We start from the raw sequence: 23,887 nt of genomic DNA on the forward strand, positions 1-23,887 counted from the left end.
AATTTAGTCTAACGCGACGTTAGCAGCTACTGCAATTTGAAAAATTATCTGCGTAATATCCTTAACAGACTGCATTAGTTTTTCATCAACTTTCGGTAATATCAAAACTTGATCACCAGCTTGAAGCTTGTAATCACTGGCAGCCGAAAACCAGCCATTTCGACTCAATTTAATCACGCTAGTCGCACCATTTGCATGAATAACAACGACATCATCTTGATTTGCTCTATCGGTAAAGCCCCCTGCCCAACTAACATAGTCGTCAATACTGGCATCATTTGCAAAAACGACGGCCTGAGGCAACATCACTTCACCTGAGATATTTACTAAATCAGATTTAGCAGGAATAACGACAGTATCACTCTGCTCCAATCTAATATTGGCAGGCTTTCCGTTTAAAGAAACAACCACTTTGCCAACTGGCTCTATTTGCCTAGCACGTTCAATAAACTGCGCTACTAGCTGTGCTTCTTGAGACCGTAATCTTGCTTCACCATCTGATGACGCCGGCGCCGTGTAGACACTTCGTTCCAAACGAGAGAGAGAGGCTTCCAGTAACGCCTGCTGTTGTTCTTTAACGCTTTCCCTTATGATATAAACTGACGAAACATCGGCTTGCTCAGGATTAACCTCTACGTGATCTAACAATTCAACAAGCTTTGTAGATGAAGACACCGCATGATAGGAAGGGCCTAAATAACTCCCAGAAAGCTCAACACTGATCACTTGTGGCCGCAAATCCTCATTAAATAGTAACTCATCGCCATCGGCCAAAACTAACCGAGAAAACGCTTCACGCGTCACGTACTGAGACATTGGTTTTCTATTTCTTACGCCTTTAACGGCGATGTGGCTTACACTTACGTCAGGTTTGGACAGCATTAACATTTGCTGACCTGTAATGGTGTCATGAGAAAATTCATACATTGTGTTACCCAAATCACTTCTTACGGTGATGGTAGAGCCTCTAGGCGATACAAGCACAACATCGCCATCTTTAAACGAGTGAGAAGCTAGCCTACCTTTGGTCAAAAATTCGTATAAATCAACCTGCTGCACTACATTACCTTGGCGTATAATCTTTACATCTCTATACGAGCCCCGTGCTGCGTCAATACCGCCCGCTCTTTTAAGGAAGTGTAAAACAGAGTCATTTGATGTCCCTGCATACTCGCCCGGTATCATAACGCCGCCTGACACTAAAACACCTACCGGAGTAGAGGCTAATAAGTTGACATAAATGTTCACGTTATCGGTGTAAACTTGCTTTATTTTTTGAGAAACAACACCGTTCAAATCACTTGCCAAAGTATTTTCTAACTTTATAGGACCAACATTAGGAATGAAAAGATTATATTGATTGTCTACTATATGGACTGCCGATTGGTTTACCGCCCCCCACAATTGAACAGACACTTTGTCTCCAGGTGCTAATTGATAATTTGGATTATTTGCGCTACGTCGTTGATTTAAACTTGCGTGGCTAAAAAGGCTAGCGCCAAACGGTAAAATTGACTCTTCTTGCTCTGCAACACTCAATGTTTGTCCAGGAGCATTTTGAACGCTGCCAGAATTGATAAAATTGTCTAATTCTGGGGGCGGCTGCACATTGCCATTTGCAGCATTCGAAGAGGCTAGACTAACGTTGTTATCTTGTGGAAATACGAGGAACGACACGAACAGTAAACAGAAAATGAATGCAAACTTCATTGCGAAACCTCATTAACTAAAGATCTAGGCAAAAGTGTAAGCTTTTCTTTAAAAAAACACACTTTACTTTGTTCTATTTGGTTATCAATTCTGGTTACAATAGCGCACTTTTTGCCACCCGCAGAAAAATAGACTCTAACGACCTGATATTGTTGCTTTTCTATATTTACTATTTGATCTTGACTAAAATCAAAGGGATATGAAACCGTCGCTTCAACATTAGATTTCTCTTGGAGACTCAACTGAGAATTAGCGCAACCAACAACCATCGCGGCTACAAGCAATACTAAAAATTTCATTACGGTTTGAGAATACCCAAACGTCTTATTACTCTGAGAATTTTCCATATATTCAGTAGGATAGTCGTAAACACAGCAAGCGTAAAAATAAAAGCATAAAACATAATGTATTCGGGTACTTGATTTATCTCGCTGATAACAGCAACTGCACAAAACGCAACGCCCATTAACAATATAGACAATAACGCAGCAAACGGACTAAAACCAGCACGAATAAATATATTGTGAAGATGGTGCTTATCTGGTTGAAGTACCGAACGTCCTTTTCTAGCGCGCCTAATCATAATTGCCGCCATATCCATTAATGGTAATCCAATCAACCAAACAGCCGTAATCGGCCTAAACGTCGAATCGACATTTCCAGCATTCTCAACCAATAACCAAACGATAGCTAAACCAATAAACATACTGCCAGCGTCGCCCATGAATATCTTGTTGCCTTTGAAACCTTTAATACTCAAATTGAAGGCCAAGAATGGAACAATTGCAGCGGCAATAACTAGTGGGGCAGTAATGCCAGAAAGATTGCCTTGAATGTACATTAGCACGATGACTGAGAATAAGACGACCAAACTCATGCCACCTGCCAAGCCGTCAATACCGTCTATCATATTAAAGGCATTAATTACACCAACCACACAAACCATTGTAAATAGGTATCCAAACGTAGGGATGTGCATGTCACCGAAACTAAATAAATCACCTAAATTTACAATATAATTGTCAGCAACCCACACCATCAAACCAGAAACTATGAATTGGCAAAAAAGACGCCCTTTAGCGCTTAAGTTAAATCTATCATCTAACATACCTAGCAGCACAATAAATGCAGCTGATGTCAAGAACATAGGGTTATTCTGAAACACCACATCGGTAATGAGACTCGCAATAAGTATTCCCATAAACATGGCAAAACCACCAGTTAATGGTACGTTACCGGAATGATTTTTGCGATAGGAAGGTATATCAACTAACCCTAAAAAATGGGCTACAGGAGTCATTACAACCAAAAAAACAGAGGTTATCAACGCAGTTATTATTATTGGCGCGTAGTGTATATACGTCATTAAGACTAAAAAACCTTAGGCAAATTATGAGCTTTAGATGCAGATTTTTATTATTCTAGGTAGCATATTATAATCCATAACCTACATTGCTACCCATATATTCTGTATCGTCCATATAGATTGGGTAAGATTACGTTGATATCTTTAAAAGTGCAATACAAATGCGCGTAAATGTTTGATTGGGTTTTAATTGATTACATTTTTTTACAATTAGAGAATTTATCTGGGCAAATATGTCGCTTTTCTGCGACTAAACACTTGAAAATGTTTACAATTTGTTAAATCTCTCATAACAAATGTTCGACGTACAAAAATCTTAAAAACAATAAAAACAACAGGAAATAAAATGACAATAGACAGAAGCACCGACCGACGATTTTTTGGTCATCCTTTGGCACTAACTACCGTCGCCGTAACGGAATTGTGGGAACGCATGAGCTTTTATGGCATGCGAGCACTTTTGATAATATTCATGACAGCTGCGATACAGGAGGGGGGCTTAGGCTTAACTGTCGCTGCAGCTGGTGCTATTTATGGGCTTTATACCGGTTCAGTATACTTTTTTGGCTTACCAGGTGGTTGGATTGCTGACCGCTTAATTGGTGGCCAAAAAGCCGTCTGGTACGGTGGCATCATTATAATGATCGGACACATTATTCTAGCAATTCCTTTTAAATCAACGTTTTTCATTGGCTTAATTTTCGTTGTATTAGGCACTGGCTTACTCAAACCAAACGTGGGTGCGATGGTTGGTGAGTTATACTCGACGGAAGATAAGCGCAGAGACAGTGCATATACGATTTATTACATGGGCATAAACATCGGTTCGGTCATCGGATATATGATTTGTGGTTACCTACAAACGACTTACGGATATCACTATGCATTTGGTGCCGCGGCTGTCGGCATGGGGTTAGGACTTGTTTTCTACAAATACTCTGGCCACCTCATTGACGGTGTCTCCGACAAACCTAAAACACCGCTTTCTGATAAGGGCATTAGGCTTGCTTGGCTGATTATTGGCACTTTTTTAGTCATACTTACCCTAGTTTCAAGCGTAATATATACTGGCACAATTACCTTTGACCCATCGGTTGTTGGTGAGAACGTTGCATACATTTTTGCGGTAGTTTTCGTTGCTTACTTTGCGTATATATTCTTCAACGGAAACCTTAACTACAATGAGAAGCGTGCGATGGGCGCTTTGTTTTTGATTTGTATCGCATCTACTTGCTTTTGGTCTGGCTTTGAACAGGCGGGTTCATCACTAAATCTATTTGGACGCGATTATACGCAACGTATGTGGGGAGATTTTGAAGTACCAACAGGCTGGTTACAGTCAATTAATTCATACATTCTTATTGGCCTATCGCCATTTTTCGCTGCCCTATGGATTAATTTGGCGAAGCGAATGATTGAACCAAGTTATAGTATTAAATGCGCTATCGGCTTAGTCATCATGGCTTCTGGTTTCATTGTGATGTTTTTTGCTTCTCAATACGCGGCTTCTGGGCTCAAAGTATCGATGAACTGGTTAGTAGCGACATACTTCTTGCATACTGTTGGCGAACTTTGCCTTAGCCCCGTTGCATTGAGTGCGGTAAGCAAACTATCCCCCAAACGATTTGCAGGCCAAATGATGGGCTTATTTGTACTGACTTACTCGATGGGCAACATTATTGCCGGCCTATTGGCGGGTCAGTTTGATCCGAGTAACGTAAAACAAATGCCAAATCTTTATCTACAAATTGCCATATTCTGTATTGTCGTCGGTGTTGTATTGATTATTCTTTCAGTTAAAACAGGAAAATGGGAAAAGTTAGCAGGGAAAGCACCCGGCACTGTTTCTCCCTAAGCAGTTAAACATAAAGTAAATAAAAAGGCGAATTTCTTCGCCTTTTTTTGTACAATATGATAAAAATTCAGTAGCTAGACGCTGTGAAAATATATACGTCAACCAGAAAAATTCCAGGTCTTGAGACCCTCTCTTTAACGGAAAGAATGGCCTTACTCGAAATGGCATCCAAAAAAATGCCTATCCCCCAAAAAACCATTTTAAACATATTGAAGTTATTAGTGATTGTTCCAGTATTTGTCTTGCTCCTTAGAATAGCCGATAACTGGTGGTCATTAGCATGGGCGGCATTAATATTATTACTTTATCCCCTAGTGGTTAAACCATTACAATATTCAATGAGCGTACAATACTTACCCAAGCACATAAAAAAGGACAATGAATGAAAACAATTTTAGTCACCGGTGGTAGTGGATACATTGGTAGCCACACTGTTTTACAGTTACTAGAAAACGACTACAAGGTAGTTGTTCTTGATAACTTATCAAATTCGTCACCTGAAAGTCTAAAACGTGTCGAAGAAATAACAGGTAAAAAGGCAACATTTATTGAAGGTGATATCTTAGACAGCAATTGCCTAAATACCTTGTTTTCTGACCACGACATTGACTCAGTCATCCACTTCGCCGGTCTGAAAGCCGTTGGAGAGTCTGTAGAAAAACCAATGCACTACTACGAAAATAATGTATATGGTACGCTTAATTTGTGTAAAGCAATGAAAGCACATAACTGCAAAAACATCGTATTTAGTTCTTCTGCCACCGTGTATGGCGACCCAGTCGAATTGCCCTTGCATGAAAACTTACCAACTGGTAGGCCCACCAACCCTTATGGTCAATCAAAATTAATGGTTGAACTAATGTTGGCTGACATATTTGCATCAGACAACACTTGGAATATCGTATTATTAAGGTATTTTAATCCAGCAGGTGCACACCCGTCAGGCAGAATTGGTGAAGACCCAAATGGCATTCCAAACAACCTGATGCCTTTTATCACGCAAGTAGCAACGGGCAAACGGGAATTTCTAAGCGTATTCGGCGACGACTATGATACCGTCGATGGCACGGGAGTTAGAGACTATATTCATGTTGAAGATTTAGCTAATGGACACCTAAAAGCACTCGCTAAAATAGATAGTGAATCAGGCTTATTCACATGCAACCTAGGTACCGGTCAGGGCTATAGTGTATTAGAAATGGTAAAGGCCTTTGAAAAAGCGAGTGGAAAACCTCTCCCCTATAAGCTAGCGCCACGCCGAGAAGGAGATGTCGCGTCATGCTATGCAGACCCTAAGCTTGCGGCAACAGAGTTGAATTGGCAAGCCGAGAAAGGTTTATCAGAAATGTGTGAAGATTCATGGCGTTGGCAGTCAAATAACCCTGACGGTTATCCCAAGTAAGCGCAGCGTTAGATTAAGTGAGCACTGGAATTAATTAAAAGGTGGCGACCAGCCACCTTTTATCTTTTATCAAAACAACCGTCGATTATAAGCCTTCTAACATACTCTCGAAATCTGAAAAGTCATCGGCTTCTTGCTCCAGTTCTTCTTCACTTTGCTGTTTAATCTCCCCATCACTCACTTCAAAGGCTAAACGCTGAAAATAAACGTCTCTAACGAATAAGTATTGATCAATCGCTCTAGTTAAGTTTTCTTCTTGTTCTAATAATGAAGCGCGAGTTTCAAGTAAATTGACGACAGCAGCTCCAATCACAATGGGGTCCTCTAATATCGTCGATGGCCAATAAAAATTATCGACGATGTCCCCAGTAAAGCTCCTCACATCACTCGGCCCTAAGGCGGGCAACATAAGATAAGGACCTGTGCCTACTCCCCAAACGCCAAGCACTTGACCGAAATCTTCCTCTTGACGCGCTAAGCCCATGCTTGACGCCACATCAAAGATACCAAGTAAACCCACGGTAGAATTAATCAAAAAACGGCCTAAACTGGCAAATGAATCGTCGGGCTTCCCTTGCAACATGTTATTGATAGTGTTCGCAGGCTCTTCTAAGTTATTAGCCGCATTTAACAACCCAGTTCTAACTGGTTGAGGTGTTATTGCGATGTAACCTTGCGTCACTGGTTTAACAAGAAAACGATCAAGTACGTCATAATTAAAGTCCCACACCACTCTATTCACTGACTCCAGTGGGTCACTAATTTTATTTGCTTTGCCAGACGTATCATTCGTATCTAATTGGCTATTATCTGCGTTATTGCTTAGCTGCTGGTTTGCCGCCTGTTCTTGCGAACTATTGGCTGCACAAGCCCCTAAACTGAGACATATCAAAAGCCCAAATATATGTTGTATCTTCACTTAAATTTCCTTATTGATCAGTAAGGACGTAGAAACCACGTCACCCAATTTGAGGGGTAGAGTATCAATTTGCCCTTGAAGTTCCCCGGCAGACGGCATTACATCAGAATCTTTTGAAATACGAGCAATAACTCGCACACGTCCAACAGTATTTAGCGTGCGGTCTGGCAACATTGCATCCTCAGTAGACAGTGTGACACTTATTGGAAAAGTACTAAACGGCATACGTTTAACCGCTAACGGCACTCGCATATCGCTATCTGCATCTTGAGCAAACACGATCAAAAAGCCTTGTTTTGGTAGCTTCTGCGCTACCTCCTCACTCAAATCAATATTAATACTTACACTGGTGATCTTTTGATTCAGGTTACTAGCTTCTTGTGTTTCGAGTTCAGAACTACTTTGCAGTGCATTTGTCCCTGAATTTTCTGATACTAAATATTGTTCACTCACACCTATACGTCTTAGTTGAGTGATTAAAGATTGATAAAAATTACTCTCGGTAGACATCATACTATTAATCATGGCAAAGTTCTGCCCCGCGAGCTCAGCATTACCTAGTTGAGTAGCGATTACTGTCAGGAGCAAACGATATTCTTTGTTGGTGTTATCTTTAGCAACTAAATATTCCATTTGATTGACTGCCCGCATCAATGATTCTTCAGTACCTGCTGCCATTAATGCATTTGCGTATTTATACCTAAGTTCAGCATCTTCCGGTGACAAATCTAACGCCTTTTGATATGCAGCAATGGATTCTTCAATACGACCAATTGCCAACTGTACTTGTCCCAAAATTCGCCAACCTACTGGGTCTTCTGGCTCTTCTCTTAGACGATGTCGAATGATGAGTGCATATTTTGCATAATCATCTGGTGTTACCTGATCTTCACCTTTGTTAAACACACGTTGCGTGAGCGATTCCGTGCTATTAATCACATCGATATATTCCTGCAACCCCGTCAATTGGTTTGATTCGAAATATACCGATATACCAATAACAACTGCAGGCACCGCTAATACTCCGAGTAATATTGGATGAGATAAGCGCTTGGCTGTCTCTTGGGGGCTTTCTTCAGCGATACTTTCGTCGTACAAAGCAAGCTTTAGCTCTTTCAGCGCGATGCTTTTATACTTTTCAGACATCAAGCCTTGAGCTACTTCGTCTTCTAACTCCGACATGCGCTGTTTGACGACATTCGCATTACTTACTTGATATTCTCTCGCGCGGTTTCGCAACAGCAAAGGCACTGCCACAAATAGACTTGCAGCAAATATTAAACCAATGGCATAAAGGTAAAACTCAGTCACTCACTTTCCTTTTGAAAAAATGTGTCAAATTACGTTAGTCGTCTTTTAGCATTGCATCAGCTTTCGCGAGTTTTTCATCGATGTTAGTTTCGTCAGCTGATTTACGCCTAACAACAAACAGTATAGACATGACAATGATGAATAGCAGTGGGATTAGCCATAGCCAAATCGTCACCGTATTTACGGGGGGTTGATAATAAACAAAATCTCCGTAACGTTGCTTCATGAAATCTACAACATCGCTTTCGCTCTTACCTTCTTGCATCAATTGGTAAACTTTTCGGCGCATATCATGAGCAATCATTGCGTCAGAATCCGCGATATTTTGGTTCTGACACATAGGGCAGCGCAGCTCTTTCGTTAGCCGAATAAATACTTGTCGTTGTTCAGGGTCGTCAAACGCATAATTTTCAGCATAGCCTTGAGGCGCCGCACGCTCAGCCTTGTCGTCAGCGAAAGCAGGTAATATATGGCTTAAAGACAAAAACAACATGAGTAAAGCGACACGTTGAAATATCTTCATTGCTTTAGCCCAGTCAATTGATGTTCGGTACTTAATTGACTAAGTACTGGATATTCACGTTGTATTGCTTCAATAACCGGTAAAAACTTTCCCGTCCAGACACGTTCATTTATATCCCCCAAATGATGCAAACGAATTACACCTGCCGGATCAACTAAGAAGGTTTCAGGCGCACCAGTAACCCCTAAGTCAAGACTAGTGTCTCTGTATACATCGAAAATATTAAAGGCAAAAGGGTTTCCAAAACGCCGAGTCGTTTCTATCACTTCAGCACGCACTCGATTGATGGTTTTACTGCCAAAATCGGGGTCAAGATCTTGATCATAATACAAACCGACAAAGCGATAACCTTTTTGACTAAGTTCGGTCAAGTAGGGCAACTCAATTGCGCACGTAACACACCATACACCCCATACATTCACGAACGTCATTTGACCATCAAAGATGTCATTCGTGTGGGTAATAGCTTCGTCCGCTAAATCAGGCAATGAGAAGGCTGGAAATTCATTTTCGATGAGAGACGACTCTCTCGCTGAAGGATCTGAAAATAGCCCGTTATACAAAAAAACGGTGAGTAACAAGAATAAAATTAACGGGATTAAAAACCATGTTAACCGACTCATAATGTACTTTCCTTTGCCACAGAAGGCTCAAGATTAGCTGCGGACGTTGTTTTACTTTTCGTTCTGCGTGTAAACTGCGCAATTTTTTTAATACGATACCGTTTATCCGATATTGAAAAAGCCGCCCCAATGCTCATGATAAAAGCGCCGCCCCAAATCCACACGACAAAGGGCTTATAGTAAAGTTGTATTGCCCAATCACCTCCCTTGAGAGGCTCGCCCATAGCGATAAACAAATCTCGGGTTAACGTAGTGTGAATACCGGCTTCCGTCATTGGCATTTGCTGCACAGTGTAAAAGCGTTTTTCAGGCTCCAAGTGATTAATCAGTATTCCATGTTTGTAGATGTCGAAAATGCCTCTGTCAGCGGTATAATTGGGGCCCTTGATAGATTCAACACCAATAAACTTAATGTCATAGTCAGCCATTTGCAATGTCTGCCCAATTTTCACTCTTACATCCATTTCTTTTTCGTAATTGCTGACTAGCGTAATACCAATCAAACAAACTGCAAACCCAACGTGACCAAACACCATGCCCCAATGACTAGGTGTTAATTTTTTTAATGTTTGATAAGTGGTTTCGTCTTTAAGCGGGGAAGCTACTCGCTGACGCACTTCTAAAACAGTCGCCACAAGGATCCAAAAACTCATTGTTATACCCAGCAGCGCCAATTGTGAATATTCATCATAACTAAATATCACCACAACCCCTGCTGAAAACGCCAAAAAGAAAGCAAGTAACAACTGATGCTTTAATGCTGATGGCTTTTGCTTTTTCCAACGAGTGAGCGGCCCTACCCCCAAAAAGAAAACGAAAGGTACAACAAGTAAGGTAAACATCTGATTAAAGAAAGGCGCACCAATAGAAATACTGCCTAAGCCAATTTCTTTATGGACTAACGGAAACAACGTGCCTAATAATACAACAACCGTAGCAGCACAAAGTAGAACATTGTTACCCATTAACATCATTTCTCTAGAAAAAAGATCGTAACGGCCCACAGACTTTAGTTGAGATGCGCGCAAGGCATATAAAAGTAGTGAACCACCTATAACAACGACAAGTAATCCCAATATAAATAAGCCACGGGCTGGATCAGACGCAAATGAATGTACCGATACGAGCACACCGGATCTCACGAGAAAAGTGCCTAACAAACTTAGCGAAAATGCTGCAATCGCTAACAACACTGTCCAGGACTTAAATACTTTACGTTTTTCAGTGACCGCTAATGAATGCATTAATGCAGTACCGGCTAACCATGGCATAAATGCAGCGTTCTCTACAGGATCCCAGAACCACCAGCCGCCCCAACCGAGTTCATAATATGCCCACCAACTCCCTAAAGCTAAGCCGAGTGTTAAGAATGCCCAAGCAGCAATAGTCCAAGGTCTAGACCAGCGTGCCCAAGTAGAATCTAATTGCCCGCCGATAAGTGCAGCAATCGCAAAGGCAAAGGCAACAGAAAAGCCAACATACCCCATATACAACATAGGCGGGTGAATTATCATGCCAAAATCTTGCAACAAGGGATTTAAATCACGACCATCCACGGGAAAAAATGGCAACATGCTGTCAAATGGGTTGGAAGTAATTAACATGAACAAATAAAACGAAATACTTACCATGCCCAAAACTGACAACACCCTAGCAAGCATTTTTTCGGGTATACCATTTGAAAACAATGCGACGGCCACTGTCCAAATGGCAAATATTAATACCCAAAGTAAAAATGACCCTTCGTGACCTCCCCAAACGGCTGTTATTTTGTAGTAAATAGGCAATTTACTATTTGAATTTTGGGCGACGTAGGATAGTGAAAAATCATCCACTATAAAGGAATGAGTCAGTGCTATATAGGCAATTAACGTAAAAACAAATAGACCAATCGCAAGGGGCCTTGCGAGTGACATTAATGTCGGGTTATTGGTTTGTGCACCCCACAATGGATATATGGCCAGTAATATTGACAATACAAGCGCGATAACAAGCGTGACATTTCCTAATTCAGCAATCATTAGTATTGCCCAGCCTTTGTATCTTTCGCATTAGCGGGCTTAAACTGATTCATTCCTTTTAATTGTTCTGCTAATTCAGGGGGCATATATTCTTCGTCGTGCTTAGCCAATACTTCATGTGCGACAATCAACGTTGGCGTTTTTAGTTCACCTGTCGCAATAATACCCTGCCCCTCTCGAAATAGGTCAGGTAGTATACCGTTATATTCGACTTTCACTTTAGGGCCTGTATCCACGAGGTCGAAGCTTACATTTAATGAATCATTCGCCCTATTGATACTCCCCGGCACAACTAAACCACCAATACGAAGCCGCTGACCGACAATTGGTTTGTTACCTGTCGCCTCTTTTCCATTATGAATCTCACTGGGCGTATAAAACACATCAATACTGTCATTTAAGCTATACAACATAACGCCTATTGCAGCCGCTAATAATACGAACGCTGCACTCACTGCAAATAAACGTTGTTTACGTCGACGATTCATTCATTACCTCTTTTTGTTGCTGCCGCTTTTTTCTAGCATCAAGAATTCGCTGAGCACGTTTATGTTGACTTTTGACCGTTTGTCTTACCCATCGGTTCATCAAGATCGAATGAAGTAAAAGTGTTGCCATTGCTAATACACCAATACCAAACGACAACCAGACAAAAAAGCCTCTTCCGCCCATGTCCAAAAAGTTACCAACGCTCTCAAACTTAACACCTTGTTGCAGCATGAAGTAGGCGCCCACACTGCCGAATAACCCGACCAGCGATATTGCTAGCATTTTGTTAGGTATCACATTGAGTTTGTGATTTTTATTGCCTACCAGCTCGGCTACCCATGGCCGGTGAGCATCAGCTTTAATTAGTTCATTCTTTAATCGTAAGACGACACATGTTGCAATAAAGCCCAACATGCCCAACATTGATAGCAGCAATGGGATCAACATTTCAGGTGGCATATCAGGTTTGTCAATCTTACTAATAGAGGCCGGTTGATGAAGCGTATTCCACCACTCAACGGAGTATTTAATTATTGGTACGTTTATCGCCCCGATAATAGCAAGTACTGCCGCAGCTTTGCCACCCTGTAATTTATCTTCAAACGATACGTATAATGCCATCACACCGATATACAAAAATAACTGAATAAGCTGTGACGTGAGCCTTGCGTCCCAAATCCAATATGTCCCCCATGTGGGTTTCCCCCAAACGGCACCGGTAAATAAAGAAACAAATGTAATAACCGCGCCCACAGGCGCTATTGCAACGACCGTAATTAGCGCGGTCCGCCACTGCCACACTAAGCCAACAAAGCCTGCTACAGCCATAGCCATATAAGCGCTTAACGACAGCGTTGCTGTTGGTACGTGAATGTAAATAATACGATACACATCAAATTGTTGATAATCTGTTGGTGAAAAAACCAGCCCCCACACCACACCCAACGGCAGAGCAACGAGTAAAATGCCGACAAACCATGGGAACAGCTGATTACATAGCAAGTAGGTACGTTCAGGTTTTGCAAGTTGATTAAACCACTTCCACATTAGTTAAGACTCACCCTCAATGAATAAGCAATAGCAGCTGGCGCTAAGGCTAAAGTAAACAACAAAATTGCCAACATAATACCAATTTGGAACCCATAGGGTAATTGTAATGACACAGATTCAATCGCAGATGTGGAAAAAATTAATAACGGAATAAATAAGGGTAATAAAATAAGGGGCAGTAATACACCACTCCGTTGCAAACTGACCGTGAGTGACACCCCTATTGCACCGATCAAACTTATTGTCGGTGTCCCCAAGAGTAAAGTATACAACAAGACCCAATACATATCCCAAGTCATATTTAAAAACATCGCAAGTAATGGCGATAGGAGCACTAATGGCAAAATGCTGACGAGCCAATGGGCAAAGACTTTGACTAAGACAATCAAATAGGCAGGCGTCGACGACAATAAGTATTGCTCCATACTACCGTCAGTAAAATCATCACGGAATAAGCGCTCCATACCTAAGAGCAATGAAAGAATTGCCGCAACCCAAATCACGCCGCCAGAAACTCGCTGTAATATTTCAGCGCCGGGACCTATAGCCAAAGGAAATAAACTAATCACAATAAGAAAAAACATGACCGGTTGCATCAATTCAGACCGTTGTCGAAACGAAAGCGCGAGTTCTCTGTGAAAAACGGCAACCAAGGCACCCACTATATTTGATACTCCAAAATATAATTCCGTTGTGGGCATGAAAATTTTGCTTGTTGATGAGACGTCAACACCACGCTACCACCATTTACTACAAATTCACTAATTTTAGATTCTAGCAATGAAATTGTTTGTGTATCTAGCGCTGTAAAGGGTTCGTCCAGCACCCATAGTATCGCTTTTTCGTTCAACCACAATCTAGCAAGCGCGACTCTTCGTTGTTGTCCTGCCGACAGGTATTTTAGCGCTAAATCTTCCATCCCTACCAAGCTAAGTAAAGACAGTACTCGCTCTATATCCGGTATCGTTACAGTTTGTTTGTGAGTTTTCGCCCAATATACCAAGTTTTCAACGGCACTTAGCGCACTATTAAGCCCGAGTTTGTGTCCACAATAGACCAGATTATCTAGTTGATTAGTATCATCGCTAACATTATTGCCGCAAAACACTACCTGTCCTGTCGCAGGGCGACTTAAGCCAGTCAGTATTCTTAACAAACTAGTCTTACCGGCACCGTTTTCTCCTTTTAAAAAAAACAGTTCTCCCGCATCGATATTGATATCAAGATTCGAAAACAACAGGCGGTCTTGTTTTTCACAACTAATGTTAATTAAACGCAGAATGCTCAAGCTTTTAACTCACTAAATTTAAACAAGTAAATATTATCATAAAAACAAGGTATTAGGATATTAAGAACGTGCACATTACGTTCGAAAAAAATGACTATTTGATACCGATCAAAACGAAGTAAAAACTTTACATATTTTAATTTTTACCGATATTAAGAGTATGACTAATTCACCTATACCATCAGCTAAGTCAGTCAGCGCTTTACAAGATACAGTAACCGGCGGTGCTAAACTTACTGTGTCCGAGCATGCCGCAAATGTAGTTACGCAAAGTACAACACTTACGCTTACTGTTGTGAATATCAATCCAACTGTCGTCACACTGCAAATTCAAAGCAGCCGACAAAAAATCCAAATACCTTTGGAAGCGATAAATTCGAGCGGTCAACTGCATAAAGGTGACGTATTAACCCTCACTGCAGTCAAAGGTGAGCAAGCGAAGTTACTCTCGCAGAACCCAGTATCGTTAAAAAACCAAGTATTGCCTGAACAAATGTCTCGTATGCTATCTAAAACCTGGCACGACATTAATATGCGTGACGTTGCAAAAGCCCACCTCTATCCTAATGCTAGTATAAAACTAGAAAGCGGTTCAATTCACGGAAACACTGCATCACAATTAAAGTTGGCAAATAATATTCTTAAATATGGAGAGCTAAGTCTGCATGACTCTCCTTTAGTAAAAGTAACTGCGTCGGTTAAAAATATTCTAAATAACGGGTTAGCGCTGCAGATAACTGGTGCGCCGAACACGCAACTCACGCTTACGTCAAAGGTATTGAGTGAATATCAATTATTGCCAAAAGACAAGGTTGTCTTGAGCATAAGGCAAGAAAAAGGCAGCGCGTTACTTGAGTCAATAAAGGGAGTAAGTGTTTTAGGTGACTTTAAAGTTAACCAAAAACATTTAGCGCAAATCAATACCGCATTGCCGCCGTCAAGCCAAATCAGTCTAGACAATATAGTAAAACGCAACATGCTTGCGACTAATAACACGGTAAATAGACAAGACACGTTTTTACTTCCTGGAAAGGCCGAGATTACAAAGAACGTAGCAGGCCTTGAGCAGTTTACGGAAATAGTTAAACAACACGCACAAAATAAACATAACAACGAAAGCAATATACTTTTTAGCCGGATAAAAAATGGTGATAGGAAAGAGCATCTGATTCAGTTTGTGGTGAAGCCAAGTGTGCTATCCATTGACTTAAAGTTTTTGCACAGCGACTCTACTGCACCAATAAGGCAACAAATGGCTAACTTAGAAAATAACGTCGATGTTCAATTGTCACGCCAAGGGAGTGGCGACGTAAAACCAAATAATACCAAACAAGCGCATTTACAAAACTTACCTAACGTAAAGCCGTTGAAGCTATTGGCGGAGTCTTTGCTCTCAAAACTAACGTCTGCGTCTGTTCCCAATAAACATGAAATCATTTCGAGTAAACTTCAAAACGAAATTAGGGCATTGTTGGGCAAGGCAGACAATATTACTCAAGGCAGTCTAAATGAATTGAATACGGCGTTAACAGGTATAAGTGGTAAAGCTCCCAAAATACTTAACACGCAGATACACGACGCACTTCAAAAATTTGGTAAATTGCATTTACCTAACCCTTATGATGGTTCCGCAGAAAAAATAGGCACCGATATAAGGTCTGGTGCGCCGACAGAACCCAAGTCCTCAGGGAATACGCAAACAACAGATGGGCATATTGATGCAGCGTTGTTGGAAATTGAACCACATGATATAAAGAGTCATCAATCATCGTTATTGACAGATAAACTAGTCAATCAAGCTATCAATGCGCCCAAGCCACCATCGACAATGATGGATGCCTTAATAAATTTACTCGTATTAAGACTTCTTCCACAAACCAACGCGCCGGTTAATATTCAACAACATATCGCACAAATGATGATGGTTAAAACACCTATACAACAAACGGCCAAGGCATCTGCTCAGAACAGTAACAGGCAAAATACCGACTTAGAATCGCTTGATACCAATAAAGCCTTACTTAAAGGCTTAAGTAATGTGCTCAACCAAAAGAGTTTAAACGCCTTAAGAAGTGCAGAGACCTCAATTCAATCTCAGGACAGCTTGTATTTCACTCTTCCTAACCTGCTTAATCCCTCAGGAAAAGATATTGAGTTAAAGATATACAGAGAAGGCAAGGACAACCCAAATAAGGATGTAAAAACGAATCAACATTGGAAATTAGATATGAAACTCGATATTGGTAAGCAAGGTGAGATATTGGCTAAAACAAATCTCAGTGAACAGCATATGAAGTTGTCATTCTACGCCTCCAGTGAGCCGCTAGAAAATACCGTTAAAAAGCATCTACCGCAGTTATTGAGGAGACTAAATTCACTTGGTATCTCTGTTGCTGAGTCAAATACTTATGTCGCAAAGATCCCTAAAACACTTATGCATACGCAACTAAGTACAATGAAAACATATGCCTAATTCAAGCACATTTGAATGTTCATGCATTTGTAATAATGCAATCTACAATTGACTGTATAGAAATCGGAAACAATTCGTGAAAAGTAATGAAAAAAATAAAAGCGATAGTTTAAAAGCGGTAGCACTACAATACCAAAATGAATCTAAAAAAGACGCGCCACAAATTATTGCAAAAGGATCAGGCGACTTAGCCAATGAGATTATTCAAATAGCAAAGAATCATGGAATTTATGTGCATGAAGACCAGCAGTTAAGCGAAATCTTAAACCATTTAGATTTGGGACAAGAGATTCCTGAACAACTCTACGTCGTGATAGCAGAACTGATATCCTTTTCATACTTACTACAAGGTAAATTCCCTACTCGTTGGAAGAATCAACATCAACACATCGACTTTAAAGAATAGTTGTGAACTAGGAATGCTGGATGAGTAAATATATCGAATTACTAAAAAGGTGCAGACTGCTACCTGCACCTACTATATGTTTTATTCGGCTGCGACGCCCTCTTTTACAGCATCGTCTTCAACTTTCTTGCTCAGTAGAAGCTCAGCGCGTATTTTGGTTTCAATATCATTAGCCATTGCGGTATTTTCTTTCAAATATTTAACGACATTTGCTTTGCCTTGACCAATACGGTCACCATTATAGCTGTACCAAGCGCCAGCCTTTTCGACGAGCTTTTGTTTGACACCTAGGTCGATAAGCTCAGCTTCTTTACTGATGCCCTGACCATACATAATTTGGAATTCAGCTTGCTTGAACGGCGGTGCAACCTTATTTTTGACAACTTTCACCCTTGTCTCATTACCTACCACTTCATCACCATCTTTAATCGCACCAATACGGCGAATATCTAAACGAACTGATGAATAGAACTTAAGCGCATTACCGCCAGTCGTAGTTTCAGGATTTCCAAACATCACCCCAATTTTCATACGAATTTGGTTAATGAATATACACAGCGTATTCGAGCGTTTGATGTTCCCAGTTAATTTCCGTAAGGCTTGTGACATTAAACGGGCTTGCAAACCTACATGAGAATCCCCCATGTCACCTTCAATCTCCGCTTTTGGAGTTAAGGCAGCAACCGAATCCACAATCACCACATCTACTGCGCCAGAACGAACTAACATATCGCAAATCTCAAGCGCTTGTTCACCAGTATCTGGTTGAGATACCAATAAGTCGTCGATATTAACACCCAATTTTTCTGCGTAAACAGGGTCAAGCGCATGCTCTGCATCCACGAATGCGCAGGTTTTACCAACCTTCTGCGCTTCAGCGATTACTTGTAAGGTAAGCGTTGTCTTACCTGATGACTCTGGACCGTATATTTCTACTACTCTGCCACATGGCAAACCGCCTATACCAAGTGCGATATCAATTGTTAATGAGCCAGTGGAAATAGCTTCAATATCCATTGCTTGAGTATCACCTAAACGCATAATAGCGCCTTTGCCGAACTGTTTTTCAATTTGGCTTAACGCTGCAGTGAGCGCTTGATTTTTATTGTCTTTCACAATGATATCCTTGGTTCTTTTTTAGTATCTATTCTTAGTAGATATTAATGATGGATAGTAATGGTGGATAGATAGTAACGATAGCGTTTTGCTATTCATCAAATCGACCGCCAAATAACGTTTAAGCCAACTTATCAAGTTAAGCTAGCCATATTTTGCAGTTAATTCCGCTTCATGTATTGCGTAACTATACTGTATAACCATACAGTTTCAATCATTAAATGTAAAAATTCAATAACTGTATGAATTTACATGTAAATTAAATGTACCCGCAAGCACATCTATATTTCTGAACAACATGATACAGCTAATTTTTTAGTGTGTAACCGCCACTTGGATCAGTTTTTCTAACGCAAAAACAATAGCTTGCTCCCTTACCGATTTCCGATCACCAGCAAACACATGATGAAAAGTATAGACACTATCGGTCATTGCGATCGCAAACCATACGGTGCCCACTGGCTTTTCTTTCGAGCCGCCCGTTGGACCCGCAATACCGCTAACAGCAATGCAATAATCAGCATTCGCGCGAGTTAATCCTCCAACAGCCATTTCTTTTACTGTTTGCTCAGAAACGGCCCCAAAGTTAACCAATGTCTCGGGCTGCACGCCAACTAACTCAACTTTCGCGCTATTTGCATACGTTACCCACGATTGGTTTATCCACGCCGAGGAACCGGCAATATCCGTAATTGCTACCGCTATTCCTCCACCAGTGCATGATTCAACCGTGGTAATGGTTTGTTTTTTCCCCTGTAAGGTATGCCCTAACTGTTCTGCTAACGCTTCTTTTCTATTTTTTTCCAGTTTCAATGAATCCAACATATTTTTTCACCATGATGAGGGTTCTTATTGTGCCGCGTTTGATTTAAAATCGTAATTCGTACACAGGGCGTGTTCGTCTCCCAATAATATTTCCCAACAATAAAAATAAGAAGCATGTCAAAAACATCAACGAAACATACGCCAATGATGGCACAGTATCTAAATATTAAAGCTGATCACCCTGAGATTTTGTTATTTTACAGGATGGGAGATTTTTATGAGCTATTTTTTGATGATGCAAAAAAGGCGGCTAATCTACTTAACATTTCACTTACAGCGCGTGGAAAATCTGGCGGTGAACCGATTCCAATGGCTGGCGTCCCCTATCATGCCGCCGAAAATTATCTTGCAAAACTAGTTAAAATGGGCGAGTCAGTCGCCATTTGTGAACAAGTTGGCGATCCAGCTACTAGTAAGGGACCGGTTGAACGAAAAGTTGTCCGTATCGTCACCCCCGGCACAGTAACTGACGAGGCCCTCCAAGAAGAAAAGAAAGAAGCGGTACTCGCATCGGTATACGAGCACAAGGGGCTTTTTGGTTTTGCTTATTTAGACTTAGCGAGTGGTCGGTTTGTCATAACTGATTGTGCAGACAAAGATGATTTATTAGCGTCAATGCATCGAATCAATATTGCGGAACTTTTGTATCCAGATGACTTTGCGCATGCAGATATCCTTGACCAATTTACAGGTAGTCGACGACGCCCTATATGGGAATTCGATACACAAACAGCATTAAGTAAACTCAACCAACAATTCAACACAATCAACCTAGACGGTTTTGGTATTGATAAACACTTATTAGCTATTAAGTGTGCGGGCTGTCTCTTACAATATGTACAAGAAACACAACGCACTCAACTTTTACATATCACGAAAATAGCGTACGAGAGTCCAAATGAGACCTTACAAATGGATGCCGCTACGCAAAGGAACCTAGAATTAACACGCAACTTGTCTGGTGGCACCGAAAACACATTACTGAGTATTCTCGATACAACCTCAACGGCCATGGGATCTCGCTTATTACAACGAATACTGCATGCCCCTTCTCGTTCAGAAACAGAAATCAAACATCGCCAAGATAGTATTGAATGCTTGCTAGACTTCAATAATCAATCCGATGCTAATACGCTAAGAGACATACTAAAAAACATAGGTGATCTTGAGCGTGTGCTTTCTCGTGTTGGATTAAGAAACGCTCGCCCTAGAGATTTTTCACGCCTTTCAAATGCGCTCTATTTGCTGCCTGAAGTGCAAAGTTTATTGTCTTCTATCGTGAATAATACATTGCCGGAAACGAATACTAGTGAGCATCCACTGTCTACATATATCAAACATATCAATACGTACCCAGAATTAAGCAATTTATTGCTGGACGCCATTGTCGATAATCCTCCCGTAGTCCTTAGGGACGGTGGTGTGATTCGTCCGGGGTATAGCCCAGAACTAGACTCGCTTAGAGATTTGGCGACAGGAGCAACCGACTACCTTCACCAATTAGAAACGCGCGAACGTGAGCGGACAGGTATTGCTACACTTAAAGTAAATTACAACAAAGTTCACGGATTTTACATCGAAGTAAGCAGAGCGAATAGTCAGCTAGTACCTGCAGACTACATTAGACGCCAGACACTTAAAAATAACGAGCGTTTTATTATTCCTGAACTTAAAGAGCACGAAGATAAAGTACTCACTAGCCAAAGCAGGGCCTTAGCACTCGAAAAGCGCTTATACGAAGCATTGTTTGACCAAATCATTCCGCATCTATCTGCGCTATTGGACTCAGCGCATCACCTTGCTAAGTTGGACGTAATTTGCACCTTGGCTGAGCGGGCTGAAAATCTGAACTGGGTCCGCCCTGAACTCACAACATATGCAAATATAGAATACGCTGATGGCAGACACCCCGTGGTTGAAGATGTCATGTCCAGTCCATTTATCGCAAACCCATTGCTAGCCAATAACGAGATAAAAATGTTAATGGTAACTGGCCCCAATATGGGGGGTAAATCAACCTATATGAGACAAACAGCGTTAATCGTACTACTGACTTACATAGGCTCTTATGTACCTGCATCTTTTTGTCGCGTCGGGCCTATAGATAGAATATTCACTCGCATTGGTGCATCGGACGATCTTGCATCTGGGCGCTCTACCTTCATGGTAGAGATGACAGAAACCGCTAATATTCTAAATAATGCAAGCGCTAATAGTCTGGTGCTAATGGATGAAATTGGCAGAGGAACCAGCACGTATGATGGCATGTCACTCGCATGGGCCTGCGCTACTCATTTGGCAAATAGCACACATTGCTTCACATTGTTTGCAACACATTACTTCGAATTAACCGCGCTGGCAGAACAATATTCGCAAATTAGTAATGTTCATTTAAGTGCTATAGAACACAACGATGACATCAAATTCATGCATCAAGTACAACAAGGCGCAGCGAACAAAAGCTATGGTTTACAAGTAGCGAAATTAGCCGGTGTCCCCCCAAAAGTACTTAAACTCGCGTCTGCGAAACTTACTGAATTGGAGTCTGCCACGAATAACAAGACAACGTCGAACACTGGTGATAATGCACTCACGCCGCACAACGAGCAGATACAAATGGAAATTGATACGCCTCACTGGTTAGAAGAGAAATTACGTCATGTAGATCTTGATGCACTGAGTCCTAGAGAGGCGCAAGCCCTTTTGTATGAATGGCGAGCACAAGTGCGTAAACATGAATAAATTCATTTACTCTGGTGCGTAAAAACCGCTATACTATGCGCCCAGCAGTAGAGGGCTTTCTCTCCCTCTATGTCGTATTAAGATAGTGTTCACATCTTGATGCTTCCATAAACATTTTCTTTACATCAGGCCTAACATGACAAAGTATATTTTCGTCACTGGTGGTGTTGTTTCATCACTTGGAAAGGGCATTGCTGCGGCCTCATTAGCAGCAATACTGGAAGCCCGCGGTCTTAAAGTGACCATGCTTAAACTTGACCCTTATATAAATGTCGACCCAGGCACAATGAGTCCAATCCAACATGGGGAAGTATTCGTTACCGACGATGGTGCCGAAACTGACTTGGATTTAGGGCATTACGAGCGATTTATTCGTACCCGCATGACGCAGCGCAATAACTTTACGACCGGTAAGGTTTATGAAGAAGTATTACGCAGAGAAAGACGTGGCGACTACTTAGGCGCAACTATTCAAGTTATCCCACATATCACGAATGAAATTAAAAAGCGTGTAATTGCGGGCGGAGAAGGTAATGAAGTCGCTATTGTAGAAATTGGCGGTACTGTAGGTGATATCGAGTCGCAACCCTTTATAGAAGCAATTAGGCAAATGGGTGCAGAACTCGGTCGCGAGCGCACCATGTTTATGCACCTGACACTTGTGCCTTATCTTGCAGCCTCTGGAGAAGTTAAAACTAAACCGACCCAACACTCCGTTAAAGAACTGCGCTCCATTGGTATTCAGCCAGATATCTTGGTATGCCGTTCAGAGTGTGCATTACCCAATAACGAACGTTCAAAAATCGCGCTATTTACTAATGTAAATGAAAAAGCCGTTATTTCATTACGTGATGCTGACAGTATTTATCGTATTCCAGCTGCGCTCAAAGCACAAGGAATGGACGAGCTTGTAGTGCAACGTTTTGGATTCGATTGCCCTGATGCAGATTTATCTGAGTGGGAGCAAGTGTTATATGCCGAATCTAATCCTCACAATGAAGTAAATGTCGGCATGATCGGTAAATACGTCGAATTGCCTGATGCATATAAATCAGTCAATGAAGCGCTTAAACATGCTGGCTTGAAAAATCGTGTAACGGTTAATATAAAGTATATTGACTCCCAAGACATCGAGAGCAAAGGTGTCACGGTATTGAAAGACTTAGATGCTATTTTAGTCCCTGGTGGATTCGGCGAACGTGGCATCGAGGGTAAAATTGCTGCGGCAAAACATGCCAGAGAAAATGATATTCCGTATCTCGGTATTTGTTTGGGGATGCAAGTCGCTTACATCGAATTTGCGCGTCATGTCGCCGGTATGGAAAATGCCAACAGTACCGAATTTGATAGCGAAACACCCTATCCTGTCGTTGGTCTAATTACTGAATGGTTAGATGCCGATGGCTCAACAGAGATCAGAGATGTTTCTGGTGATTTAGGTGGTACTATGCGCTTGGGAAGTCAGCTGTGCCATTTAATTAAAGGCAGTAAAGTTGCGGATGTTTATGGCGGTACAGAAATCTATGAACGCCACAGACATCGTTATGAAGTAAATAACAATTTGCGTCCTGAACTAGAAGCTGCAGGTTTAAAAATTAGTGGTTTGTCGACTGACAAACGACTTGTAGAGGTGATTGAATTGGAAGATCACCCCTGGTTTATTGCGGGGCAGTTTCACCCCGAGTTCAACTCTACTCCCAGAGATGGACACCCATTGTTTGAAGGCTTTATCGCCGCAGCCAATGAGTTCAATAAGAAACACAATTAA

21 protein-coding genes and 1 pseudogene are annotated in these 23,887 nt (G+C 41.3%); 7 read left to right on the forward strand and 15 right to left on the reverse strand.

Features of this window, described 5'->3' with window-relative positions; all coding sequences use genetic code 11:
- Positions 1 to 3 precede the first annotated feature (3 nt).
- The 3 genes from QQK00_RS09125 to wecA are packed head-to-tail and all read right to left on the reverse strand — an operon-like array spanning position 4 to position 3,076.
- Positions 4 to 1,710, reverse strand: coding sequence for a polysaccharide biosynthesis/export family protein (locus QQK00_RS09125; protein ID WP_284217167.1), 1,707 nt, complete (start codon positions 1,708 to 1,710; stop codon positions 4 to 6).
- Positions 1,707 to 2,009 (reverse strand): hypothetical protein, encoded by a 303-nt coding sequence (locus QQK00_RS09130; protein WP_284217168.1) that lies wholly within the window; start codon positions 2,007 to 2,009, stop codon positions 1,707 to 1,709. Before QQK00_RS09130 ends, QQK00_RS09125 begins: the two co-directional genes overlap by 4 nt.
- Complete coding sequence (gene wecA, locus QQK00_RS09135; RefSeq protein WP_284217169.1) at positions 2,009 to 3,076, reverse strand: UDP-N-acetylglucosamine--undecaprenyl-phosphate N-acetylglucosaminephosphotransferase; 1,068 nt, start codon at positions 3,074 to 3,076, stop codon at positions 2,009 to 2,011. Before wecA ends, QQK00_RS09130 begins: the two co-directional genes overlap by 1 nt.
- Before the next feature lie 346 nt (positions 3,077 to 3,422).
- On the opposite strand from wecA, the gene QQK00_RS09140 reads away from it, so the two are divergent.
- The 3 genes from QQK00_RS09140 (at position 3,423) to galE (ending at position 6,333) form a co-directional block, all read left to right on the forward strand.
- On the forward strand, positions 3,423 to 4,931 hold the full coding sequence (locus tag QQK00_RS09140; RefSeq protein WP_284217170.1) for a peptide MFS transporter: 1,509 nt from the start codon (positions 3,423 to 3,425) through the stop codon (positions 4,929 to 4,931).
- Positions 4,932 to 5,014: 83 nt separating this feature from the next.
- A complete protein-coding gene (locus QQK00_RS09145; protein ID WP_284217171.1) occupies positions 5,015 to 5,317 on the forward strand; it encodes a DUF6170 family protein in 303 nt (100 codons plus the stop codon).
- Positions 5,314 to 6,333: a UDP-glucose 4-epimerase GalE gene (galE, locus tag QQK00_RS09150; protein ID WP_284217172.1), complete on the forward strand. Its 1,020-nt coding sequence runs from the start codon at positions 5,314 to 5,316 to the stop codon at positions 6,331 to 6,333. The genes QQK00_RS09145 and galE overlap by 4 nt, the downstream gene beginning before the upstream one ends.
- A gap of 85 nt (positions 6,334 to 6,418) precedes the next feature.
- On the opposite strand, the gene QQK00_RS09155 is transcribed toward galE, so the two are convergent.
- The 10 genes and pseudogenes from QQK00_RS09155 to ccmA all read right to left on the reverse strand — a co-directional run bounded on the left by QQK00_RS09155 (position 6,419) and on the right by ccmA (position 14,557).
- Positions 6,419 to 7,252, reverse strand: a complete 834-nt coding sequence (locus QQK00_RS09155; RefSeq protein WP_284217173.1) for an MlaA family lipoprotein — start codon at positions 7,250 to 7,252, stop codon at positions 6,419 to 6,421.
- On the reverse strand, positions 7,253 to 8,563 hold the full coding sequence (ccmI, locus tag QQK00_RS09160; RefSeq protein WP_284217174.1) for a c-type cytochrome biogenesis protein CcmI: 1,311 nt from the start codon (positions 8,561 to 8,563) through the stop codon (positions 7,253 to 7,255). It abuts the gene before it with no gap.
- 34 nt (positions 8,564 to 8,597) lie between these two features.
- The gene (locus tag QQK00_RS09165; protein WP_284217175.1) at positions 8,598 to 9,086 is read right to left on the reverse strand and encodes a cytochrome c-type biogenesis protein; all 489 of its coding nucleotides are present in this window, start codon (positions 9,084 to 9,086) and stop codon (positions 8,598 to 8,600) included.
- Positions 9,083 to 9,709, reverse strand: coding sequence for a redoxin family protein (locus tag QQK00_RS09170; RefSeq protein ID WP_284217176.1), 627 nt, complete (start codon positions 9,707 to 9,709; stop codon positions 9,083 to 9,085). The genes QQK00_RS09165 and QQK00_RS09170 overlap by 4 nt, the downstream gene beginning before the upstream one ends.
- Positions 9,706 to 11,730, reverse strand: a complete 2,025-nt coding sequence (locus QQK00_RS09175) for a heme lyase CcmF/NrfE family subunit (protein ID WP_284217177.1) — start codon at positions 11,728 to 11,730, stop codon at positions 9,706 to 9,708. Before QQK00_RS09175 ends, QQK00_RS09170 begins: the two co-directional genes overlap by 4 nt.
- Entirely contained in the window at positions 11,730 to 12,218 is a 489-nt protein-coding gene (gene ccmE / locus QQK00_RS09180) for a cytochrome c maturation protein CcmE (protein WP_284217178.1), read from the reverse strand. The genes QQK00_RS09175 and ccmE overlap by 1 nt, the downstream gene beginning before the upstream one ends.
- The gene (gene ccmD, locus QQK00_RS09185) at positions 12,202 to 12,501 is read right to left on the reverse strand and encodes a heme exporter protein CcmD (protein WP_348521151.1); all 300 of its coding nucleotides are present in this window, start codon (positions 12,499 to 12,501) and stop codon (positions 12,202 to 12,204) included. Before ccmD ends, ccmE begins: the two co-directional genes overlap by 17 nt.
- A 21-nt stretch (positions 12,502 to 12,522) precedes the next feature.
- Positions 12,523 to 13,266, reverse strand: a pseudogene (gene ccmC / locus QQK00_RS09190) (heme ABC transporter permease CcmC); the annotation flags it as partial.
- Complete coding sequence (gene ccmB, locus QQK00_RS09195; protein WP_284217179.1) at positions 13,266 to 13,970, reverse strand: heme exporter protein CcmB; 705 nt, start codon at positions 13,968 to 13,970, stop codon at positions 13,266 to 13,268. The gene ccmB and the pseudogene ccmC, both read right to left, overlap by 1 nt.
- On the reverse strand, positions 13,931 to 14,557 hold the full coding sequence (ccmA, locus tag QQK00_RS09200; RefSeq protein ID WP_284217180.1) for a cytochrome c biogenesis heme-transporting ATPase CcmA: 627 nt from the start codon (positions 14,555 to 14,557) through the stop codon (positions 13,931 to 13,933). The genes ccmB and ccmA overlap by 40 nt, the downstream gene beginning before the upstream one ends.
- Before the next feature lie 160 nt (positions 14,558 to 14,717).
- Between ccmA and QQK00_RS09205 the strand changes: the two genes are divergently transcribed.
- Both QQK00_RS09205 and QQK00_RS09210 read left to right on the forward strand, forming a co-directional pair.
- The gene (locus tag QQK00_RS09205; RefSeq protein ID WP_284217181.1) at positions 14,718 to 17,030 is read left to right on the forward strand and encodes a hypothetical protein; all 2,313 of its coding nucleotides are present in this window, start codon (positions 14,718 to 14,720) and stop codon (positions 17,028 to 17,030) included.
- A 76-nt stretch (positions 17,031 to 17,106) separates the two neighbouring features.
- Positions 17,107 to 17,436 carry an EscU/YscU/HrcU family type III secretion system export apparatus switch protein gene (locus QQK00_RS09210; protein ID WP_284217182.1) on the forward strand — a complete coding sequence of 110 codons (330 nt, stop codon included), beginning with the start codon at positions 17,107 to 17,109 and terminating at the stop codon, positions 17,434 to 17,436.
- A gap of 81 nt (positions 17,437 to 17,517) precedes the next feature.
- Here QQK00_RS09210 and recA read toward each other — a convergent pair whose 3' ends face one another.
- The gene (gene recA, locus QQK00_RS09215; protein ID WP_284217183.1) at positions 17,518 to 18,552 is read right to left on the reverse strand and encodes a recombinase RecA; all 1,035 of its coding nucleotides are present in this window, start codon (positions 18,550 to 18,552) and stop codon (positions 17,518 to 17,520) included.
- A 315-nt stretch (positions 18,553 to 18,867) separates the two neighbouring features.
- Entirely contained in the window at positions 18,868 to 19,377 is a 510-nt protein-coding gene (locus tag QQK00_RS09220) for a CinA family protein (protein WP_284217184.1), read from the reverse strand.
- Between the two features lie 114 nt (positions 19,378 to 19,491).
- Here QQK00_RS09220 and mutS point away from each other — a divergent pair, with 114 nt between their 5' ends.
- The gene (gene mutS / locus QQK00_RS09225; protein WP_284217185.1) at positions 19,492 to 22,119 is read left to right on the forward strand and encodes a DNA mismatch repair protein MutS; all 2,628 of its coding nucleotides are present in this window, start codon (positions 19,492 to 19,494) and stop codon (positions 22,117 to 22,119) included.
- Positions 22,120 to 22,255: 136 nt separating this feature from the next.
- Positions 22,256 to 23,887, forward strand: coding sequence for a CTP synthase (gene pyrG / locus QQK00_RS09230; protein ID WP_284217186.1), 1,632 nt, complete (start codon positions 22,256 to 22,258; stop codon positions 23,885 to 23,887).

Origin of the sequence: Agaribacter marinus, from assembly GCF_030160655.1 — a bacterium.
GTDB classification, from domain to species: Bacteria; Pseudomonadota; Gammaproteobacteria; order Enterobacterales; family Alteromonadaceae; genus Glaciecola; species Glaciecola marina.

Excerpts from the sequence above, each read along its gene's own strand:
- galE (WP_284217172.1), top strand. The coding sequence starts at position 5,314 with ATGAAAACAATTTTAGTCACCGGTGGTAGTGGATACATTGGTAGCCAC.
- wecA (WP_284217169.1), bottom strand. The coding sequence starts at position 3,076 with ATGACGTATATACACTACGCGCCAATAATAATAACTGCGTTGATAACC.
- QQK00_RS09130 (WP_284217168.1), bottom strand. The coding sequence starts at position 2,009 with ATGAAATTTTTAGTATTGCTTGTAGCCGCGATGGTTGTTGGTTGCGCT.
- QQK00_RS09175 (WP_284217177.1), bottom strand. The coding sequence starts at position 11,730 with ATGATTGCTGAATTAGGAAATGTCACGCTTGTTATCGCGCTTGTATTG.
- ccmB (WP_284217179.1), bottom strand. The coding sequence starts at position 13,970 with ATGCCCACAACGGAATTATATTTTGGAGTATCAAATATAGTGGGTGCC.
- QQK00_RS09165 (WP_284217175.1), bottom strand. The coding sequence starts at position 9,086 with ATGAAGATATTTCAACGTGTCGCTTTACTCATGTTGTTTTTGTCTTTA.
- QQK00_RS09170 (WP_284217176.1), bottom strand. The coding sequence starts at position 9,709 with ATGAGTCGGTTAACATGGTTTTTAATCCCGTTAATTTTATTCTTGTTA.
- ccmE (WP_284217178.1), bottom strand. The coding sequence starts at position 12,218 with ATGAATCGTCGACGTAAACAACGTTTATTTGCAGTGAGTGCAGCGTTC.
- mutS (WP_284217185.1), top strand. The coding sequence starts at position 19,492 with ATGTCAAAAACATCAACGAAACATACGCCAATGATGGCACAGTATCTA.
- QQK00_RS09205 (WP_284217181.1), top strand. The coding sequence starts at position 14,718 with ATGACTAATTCACCTATACCATCAGCTAAGTCAGTCAGCGCTTTACAA.
- ccmD (WP_348521151.1), bottom strand. The coding sequence starts at position 12,501 with ATGCTAGCAATATCGCTGGTCGGGTTATTCGGCAGTGTGGGCGCCTAC.
- QQK00_RS09220 (WP_284217184.1), bottom strand. The coding sequence starts at position 19,377 with ATGTTGGATTCATTGAAACTGGAAAAAAATAGAAAAGAAGCGTTAGCA.
- pyrG (WP_284217186.1), top strand. The coding sequence starts at position 22,256 with ATGACAAAGTATATTTTCGTCACTGGTGGTGTTGTTTCATCACTTGGA.
- QQK00_RS09125 (WP_284217167.1), bottom strand. The coding sequence starts at position 1,710 with ATGAAGTTTGCATTCATTTTCTGTTTACTGTTCGTGTCGTTCCTCGTA.
- QQK00_RS09140 (WP_284217170.1), top strand. The coding sequence starts at position 3,423 with ATGACAATAGACAGAAGCACCGACCGACGATTTTTTGGTCATCCTTTG.